This window comes from Variovorax sp. GW460-12-1-14-LB1, assembly GCF_059423605.1.
In genome coordinates, this window is the sequence record NZ_JBWKYF010000168.1 from 1 (window position 1) to 911 (window position 911).

Genomic DNA, 911 nt, shown 5'->3' on the forward strand with positions numbered 1-911 from the left:
CCTTCTCGTTCCCATGAACCACCTCCGGTTTCATTTCACACCTTAACAAGGTGTCTTTGAAACCGGCAGCAGCCCAGGTGCCCGCCGCTGGCGCTTCTTCGGCCCTCGAAACTCCAGCCTTGTTGCTTACGACTGGGATCTGGTCGACGCCGAGCATCACACCACGCTACAAGCCAGCACAGCCACGGCCAGCCGCGTGCACCACCTCGTCTTCCTCGTGCGCAAGAGCGCGGACGACCCAACCATCGTCGACAGCTTCACCTTTGCCAGCGTCGACTTCGTGCCAGCCCTGTGGGAGTACATCCGCCGCTACATGGAGCAAGGCGCTGCGCCGCTGGTGCAGGGTGAGTTCCCTCCGGTGTCAAACACGGGTGCGTATGTGCCCTGGAGCGACTTCGGTGCGGTCGTCCCTTTTCTTGACCAGCCGGGGCGGCGCTGGAAAGAGCAGCCTTGGAAGACCTTACTCAAGTACATCAGCATGCCTGTCACAGTGCCGCTGTACATGCTGTGGTTGTTCTTCAACCGCTTGACCGTCTGGACCGCACAGAAGGTCGAGTGGCCCGAAGAGATCAAGCAAGCCATCGGTCGATTGATCAACGAGCTTGACCTTCGCGCCGACACCTACCGCAGGCTGCGCCCCGGCCCACCACCAGAGGTTTGATCTATCTGGTATAGCCGTTCTTCAACGGCCTGACAGTGTGGACAGCGCAGAAAGTCGATTGGCCGAAGGAGATTGAAGGCGCGATCGGACGGCCGATCAACGAGGTCAGCCTGCGCTCCGATACCGACCGGAACTTGCGACCAGGCCCGCCGCCCCAGCTCCGATCGATTCTGGGCGTCGACGGCACTTTCCCGCCGCATCCCGCCAGAGCCCCAGCCCCGTAGCCGGCCCCGCATCTACTCCCTTCGCC

Annotated in this window: 1 pseudogene; it reads left to right on the forward strand. The window is 62.0% G+C overall.

Annotation, left to right across the window (positions count from 1 at the left end):
• Nucleotides 1-100 precede the first annotated feature (100 nt).
• Nucleotides 101-661: pseudogene (locus AC07Y4_RS32950) on the forward strand (DUF6708 domain-containing protein); the annotation flags it as partial.
• Nucleotides 662-911 lie beyond the last annotated feature (250 nt).